A 5315-nucleotide genomic window follows, 5' to 3' on the forward strand; every position below is an offset into this window, starting at 1 on the left:
AGCTCGTGCTTCATGTTGATGATCTGATCCAGCCATGCCCGGAACAGATCGTTTGATCCCGTCGTCTTGTGCTTCTTCGGCCGCATCGTCCCTCCGGTGCACCACAGAAGCACGGTTCACAGCGAAGAGGAATCCACAAAACGAATTTGCGAGGTTTGCAGCGCCCAAGCCTCAAATCCCTGCAATCTCAAACGTCGTCAAATCCCGACAACAGACTACCGCTCAATAGCTTACAGGCTTGTTCACGGGCGACTCATGACGCCGGCTGACCAGCTGGAACAACAGATGCGTCTGCGTCTGGCTCTGGCTTCACTCAAGTATAAGTCAGTGCACTAGAGAATGGCTGGCTACTTCAGTGCGCAGCTCTTAGTGGATCTGCTGGTCGACATACCAGATCAACGATTGGTTAGTCTATCACAGGGAGGCACCTCAACGGGAACAGCGAAGCCAGCCTTTACCCGATCCAAGACGACCAGCGTCTTGAAGCATTTGATGTCCGGCATCTCGTAAAAGAACCGTCTGGTGAATTGCTCGTAGTCCTCCATGGTACGCGCGGTAACGTATAGGATAAAGTCAGCATCACCGGTGACGTAGAAGCCATTGACGACTTCGACTGAAGACTTGATGGCCTTCTTGAACCCGTCAATGATATCAGAACGCTCCCGCTCCATGGTCACCAGTACAAGCATTTGGATGGGTCTACCAACGGCCTTCGGCGAAACGATCGAGATATCCGCCTCAATGATGCCTTCCGAGCGCAGCCTCTTCAAGCGGCGTTGGCACGCTGTTGGAGAAAGCCCCGCTATTTCGCCGATCACCTCGGAAGTCAGGCGAATGTTCTTCTGCACGAGTTCGAGGATGCGAGCGTCTATCCGATCATATCGCATTGCATACCAGCTCCAAGCCGAAGATGAAATTCTCCGGCAGATCCACGCGCGGGCGACGAGAAGCGCTCAAAGGCATGAAGATATAGAAGATGTTCAGCGCACCCTCGATCGATCAAGCTCGGAAAACTACCGGCTGCGGGCGCGCACTCGTCATCACAACACGCCCGCGTTTCGATAGTCTCGGCTATTCGAGCCCCATTTCCGCTCCAGCCCGAACTGATTCCTATGCACATGCAGGACTTCCCCGATGCCGCTCGCACGGTGCACTGCGAATCCTTTCGAGCACTGCTGCACCCGCTTCGCCAGAAGTGAAGCGAGCCAGGCCAAGTTCGCGGTTGACGGATTCGCCATCGATTAACGATCGCCGGGTCGCAGCACTTTGAAGTCGAGCGGCAGCGCTTCAATTGGTCGCCGCGTATGATCGATGGCTGTCGGCTCCGCCCTCTTTACTCGCCCAATTGGCCGCGCATTGACACGCCAATCACGAGAGAGTGGCACTGGCCAGTTGATCATGCTCGATATCCCGGGTGCACCAATCACCTTCGATCATTGACGTTCATGCACGTCGACAAGCTTTTTCAAAGCGGTTGGCCGCCGCTCACCGCTGCGTCGTCCTCCCCGATGCGCATTCTGAAAAAACTGAAGCGCATTGCCGCGCATGATCCGGTCAATGAGGCCACGGGTGTCCTCGAGCGCGATCCAGCCTTCGGCAACCAATTGCGAGATGGCTTGTGCGATTCCACGGCGCGCTACGCACGCATGGCCATAAATCGGCTCGACAGCGACGTAGTCGCCGCCGAAGGTGAAGATCTTGTTGGACGGAACCGCCATCAAAAACTCCTTCAAGAAGCGAACGCCCGCCACGGGATTGATGATCCATGCCCAGCACATGTCGATCGCCGCGTTAGGATAATGTTTGGCCAGCGCGATAAATTCGTGCTCGTATGGGTAGCCAATATGCATGAGCACGAATTGGGTTTCGGGAAAATCCTGCAGCAGACGGCAGACGTCTGCGGCATTGTTGCGAGTACGGGCGAGTTGCATCACGCCGTAGCCAGCCAAAACGCCGGTGTGGAGTTTGACAGGCAAGCCGTACTCGCCAGCCTTGCCGACGCAATAGCGGAACAGATAGTCTTGCAGCGCCTTGAGGTCCTCAGGACCTAGCGCGTGCAAAGCGCCGACTCTGTCGGCATGGTGAGGAAATAGTCTTGCGGCATGCGCCTTGGTGACCGGCTCGAAATCGAGGGCGCGCGAATAGGCAATTTGCGATTTTACGGCCACGGCTTTTGCGCCGTATGTTGCAAAATAAAAGTCAATAACATCGAGCCATTCATCGAGCGTGGTCGGGCGTCTGCCGGTTTCGGCTTCCACCCACGCAAAGTCAGCAGCACTACACCGGCACAATTGAAGAATGCTTATGTCGTGGTCGAGGAGCCCTGGCTGCTCGGTCTCCATAAAGATGCGCTGGAGCGAATTGACGTGACAGCCTTTGATGTTTGCCAGCTCCAGAATCCGTGCGTAAAAACCCGGCTGCACGGTTTGATGGTATTTCTCGGCGATGCGAGGCAGGCTTTCATCCGTCAGGTCGTCTTCACCGTAAACGCCACGAAACGTATGGCGCAGCGCCTGGGCGTAACCGGTGTGGCGGATCCTTTCCCAATAGGGCGCGATCAACCGATACTTTTCCTGGCTCGTAAGGTCCGGCCCGAGAAACCCTCGAAGGTCGCTCGCTGGCAGGCCTGCAACTACCAGATCCTCGGCAGCATAGGATCTGAATAAATAGGCCCAGTCGTTGCATGGCAATGTTCGTGGATGGATTGCTCCGGAAAGGCGCTGACTTTCCTCGATCAGATGTTCATGGGTGTCGACAAATGGCGTCTGCTCGACCCATTGTGCAATTTGTCGATCCGCGTTTGTCATCGACTTCCAGTCAACTGCTCCGCTTGTCATTTCGCGCCTCCTTTAGGTGACGACAGTTGCTTGCGTCCGCAATCGCAACCAGCATTGGCCAGTTGATGGGTCTGGCATTGACATCCTATCGCCGCGGCGCTTCGGCTCGCCGCGGTCAAGCTCAGTAATTGACCACATCACTGGGGTGAGCGACGCGCTCCTTGAGCGCATCGGTCATTGGGAAGTTCAGATTGATGTTTTTCGGCGGAATCGCAGCCACGAACCATTTGTCGTAGATTTTGGTGAACTCGCCGGAAGCCATGAGTTTGGAGAGAACGTCGTCGACTAACTTTTTGAAGTCGGGATCATCCTTCGAGAACATCAGGCCATAATAATAAATGGTACCATAGTCAGCATTTAGAAAGATGAGGTCGGCCGGTTTCGCATAATCCGCCTTCATACCGGCCAAGAGAATGTCAGCTTCCACCCACGCTGCTACACGACCGGTCGTGAGTAGCAGCAATGATTCCGCATGATCTTTGGCTTGCGCGATGGTTAGGTTGAGATCGTCCTGCTGCGAAATGCCTTTGGCAATGCCGAGAGCATCGGAACCCTGAGTTACGACAACGGTCTTCCCTTTCAGATCTTTCGGCGTCTTGAGCCCGCTTGATGCCTTTGCGAGCCAAGCCGTTTGACTGGCGAAGGTGGCAACACTGAATGAGACCTGTTCTAGACGCTGCTTACTGCTGGCAGTGCCGCCGCACTCGATGTCGATCGTGCCATTCTGGATAAGTGGAATCCGGTTGGACGAGTTGACGGGCGTCAGCTTTGTCTGAATGTCCGGAGTACCAAGATCGACTTTCAGACGATCGACGACGTGCGCGCACAGGTCGAGCGAAAAACCAACAGGCTTCTGATCAGCGCCGAGATAGGAAAAGGGGATCGAGGCCTCGCGATAACCAATGGTGATCACCTTTTTCGATCTAATGTTGTCCAGCGTTGGACCCGCGTGCGCCGTGGAAATCGCAGTTGCGGTGATCGCGATCGCTGAAAGCAGTGCAAACATTTTAGCCATGGGAATTCCTCTGATTCATATGAAACGCGCTTTTTGCGCTTTTGATCTTGGGCAGCGCGTGCGCTCCCAGGCGATCCGGCGTCGCTAAGATGACCGCTTCCAACCGCCGGCAGACGCCTAGTTCCCGAAGCTGGGCAGCGTAAGATCCGCTCATTCCGCACAGCACATAAACCAGGCAGCATTCATCCATGGCTAAATGATAGGCCTCTTAAGCCATTTGGAACTACAAAATGTCAATTTTCGAACATTTAGATTTCGAAATATGAGAATACGTCGACAGCAATGTCGTGAACCCGACGGGGCCACCTTCCCCGCTTGTGTGAGGCGCTCCCGTCCATCGGCGATCATGCGCAATCGGAAAACACGAAATCCGGGCGGTATGCATTTTCTAGATTTTGGTTGCGCGAAGTTTTTCATGGTTCGCAATCTGCTCCATCGCGCCGGGGCGTCAGAGCGTCGTTCCCCAGACCTTCGATCCAGACATGGCGCGATCCGTCCTGGTGCAGCAGCATGCCCCGAAGCGGCCGGCGCGGGCGCTTCTTGCGGTGCGCCGAACGATTCGGCGCCTTCCGCACCAGGCCTGCCGCCTGCGGGGCGAGCTTCGTCACCGTATAGCCCAGCACATAGTCGTGCCGCTTTTGCAGCTGCTCGTGGAAGCGCTTCACCGTGAAGTCCGCGTACTTGTCCCGGAACAGTCCCAGCATCCGTTCCAGTTCTTCCTGTGGAGCCCGCCGTGGCGAGCGCCGCCCCAACCGGCGGTCGACCAGCCCGCCATCGCCCTCCGCCTCATAACGCTCCGCCCACCGTTGGAAGGTCCGAACACTGATCCCGAGAACCTCCGCAGCAGCCTCCTGCGTCAGTTCCCTCGCCTTCGTCCGTTCCAGCAAATCTGAAAACCGCATCCGTCGTACACCCTCGTGAATGGATGCCGTGCCCATCGCGCCCCCTTTGCTCCGGGGCACCAAAAACACGACACTTCACGAGCTACAAACAGGCGACAGATCACGAGCTACTGACAGCCAGTTGCGTCCCCGTCACCGGCATCGTACCCTCGCGAACAGGTGGCCAGGCGAAGCTTCCATTCTCGAGCCACTCCGTCGCTAGAACCATTCCCGAGCCGTCAAAAACCAGAAGCTTCAAACGATCCGATCGCCTCGATCGGAAGACATAAACGTCGCCGCTGTAGCGGCTTGCCGCCTAATCCTTCCGCTACCAGCGCGACTAGGCCATGAACGCCGTTGCGAAAGTCAATCGGCTGATCGCGACGAACACACGGACCATTGGACCGAACGAGATCATCGCGTCGACCTCACCGCCGCCAGCACGCGCTCCAGCGTCGCGGTGTCGACGGGCACGCGCACCGTCGCGCCCGCGATCATCACCTCGATCCGCTCGGCCGGACTCACCAGAACATGCGCCTTATCGATCGCGTTCGGCTGCGCCTCGACGGCGGCGTCGAGCCT

General features: G+C 56.7%; 4 protein-coding genes and 1 pseudogene. All 5 read right to left on the reverse strand.

The annotated features are described in order from the left end of the window. Positions 1–395: 395 nt before the first annotated feature. Positions 396–887, reverse strand: a complete 492-nt coding sequence (locus FNJ47_RS44445; protein WP_163162904.1) for an Lrp/AsnC family transcriptional regulator — start codon at positions 885–887, stop codon at positions 396–398. 546 nt (positions 888–1433) lie between these two features. Continuing rightward, the gene (locus tag FNJ47_RS44450) at positions 1434–2837 is read right to left on the reverse strand and encodes an amidohydrolase family protein (RefSeq protein ID WP_163162906.1); all 1404 of its coding nucleotides are present in this window, start codon (positions 2835–2837) and stop codon (positions 1434–1436) included. Positions 2838–2958: 121 nt separating this feature from the next. Next, positions 2959–3852: an amino acid ABC transporter substrate-binding protein gene (locus FNJ47_RS44455; protein ID WP_163162908.1), complete on the reverse strand. Its 894-nt coding sequence runs from the start codon at positions 3850–3852 to the stop codon at positions 2959–2961. Positions 3853–4265: 413 nt separating this feature from the next. Next, a complete protein-coding gene (locus FNJ47_RS44460; RefSeq protein ID WP_163162910.1) occupies positions 4266–4790 on the reverse strand; it encodes a helix-turn-helix domain-containing protein in 525 nt (174 codons plus the stop codon). A 64-nt stretch (positions 4791–4854) separates the two neighbouring features. Next, positions 4855–5031: pseudogene (gene tnpB, locus FNJ47_RS54925) on the reverse strand (IS66 family insertion sequence element accessory protein TnpB); the annotation flags it as partial. Positions 5032–5315: the final 284 nt, after the last annotated feature.

The organism is Bradyrhizobium uaiense, from assembly GCF_010811875.1.
Lineage (GTDB): Bacteria > Pseudomonadota > Alphaproteobacteria > Rhizobiales > Xanthobacteraceae > Bradyrhizobium > Bradyrhizobium uaiense.

Excerpts from the sequence above, each read along its gene's own strand:
- FNJ47_RS44450 (WP_163162906.1), bottom strand. The coding sequence starts at position 2,837 with ATGACAAGCGGAGCAGTTGACTGGAAGTCGATGACAAACGCGGATCGA.
- FNJ47_RS44445 (WP_163162904.1), bottom strand. The coding sequence starts at position 887 with ATGCGATATGATCGGATAGACGCTCGCATCCTCGAACTCGTGCAGAAG.
- FNJ47_RS44460 (WP_163162910.1), bottom strand. The coding sequence starts at position 4,790 with ATGGGCACGGCATCCATTCACGAGGGTGTACGACGGATGCGGTTTTCA.
- FNJ47_RS44455 (WP_163162908.1), bottom strand. The coding sequence starts at position 3,852 with ATGGCTAAAATGTTTGCACTGCTTTCAGCGATCGCGATCACCGCAACT.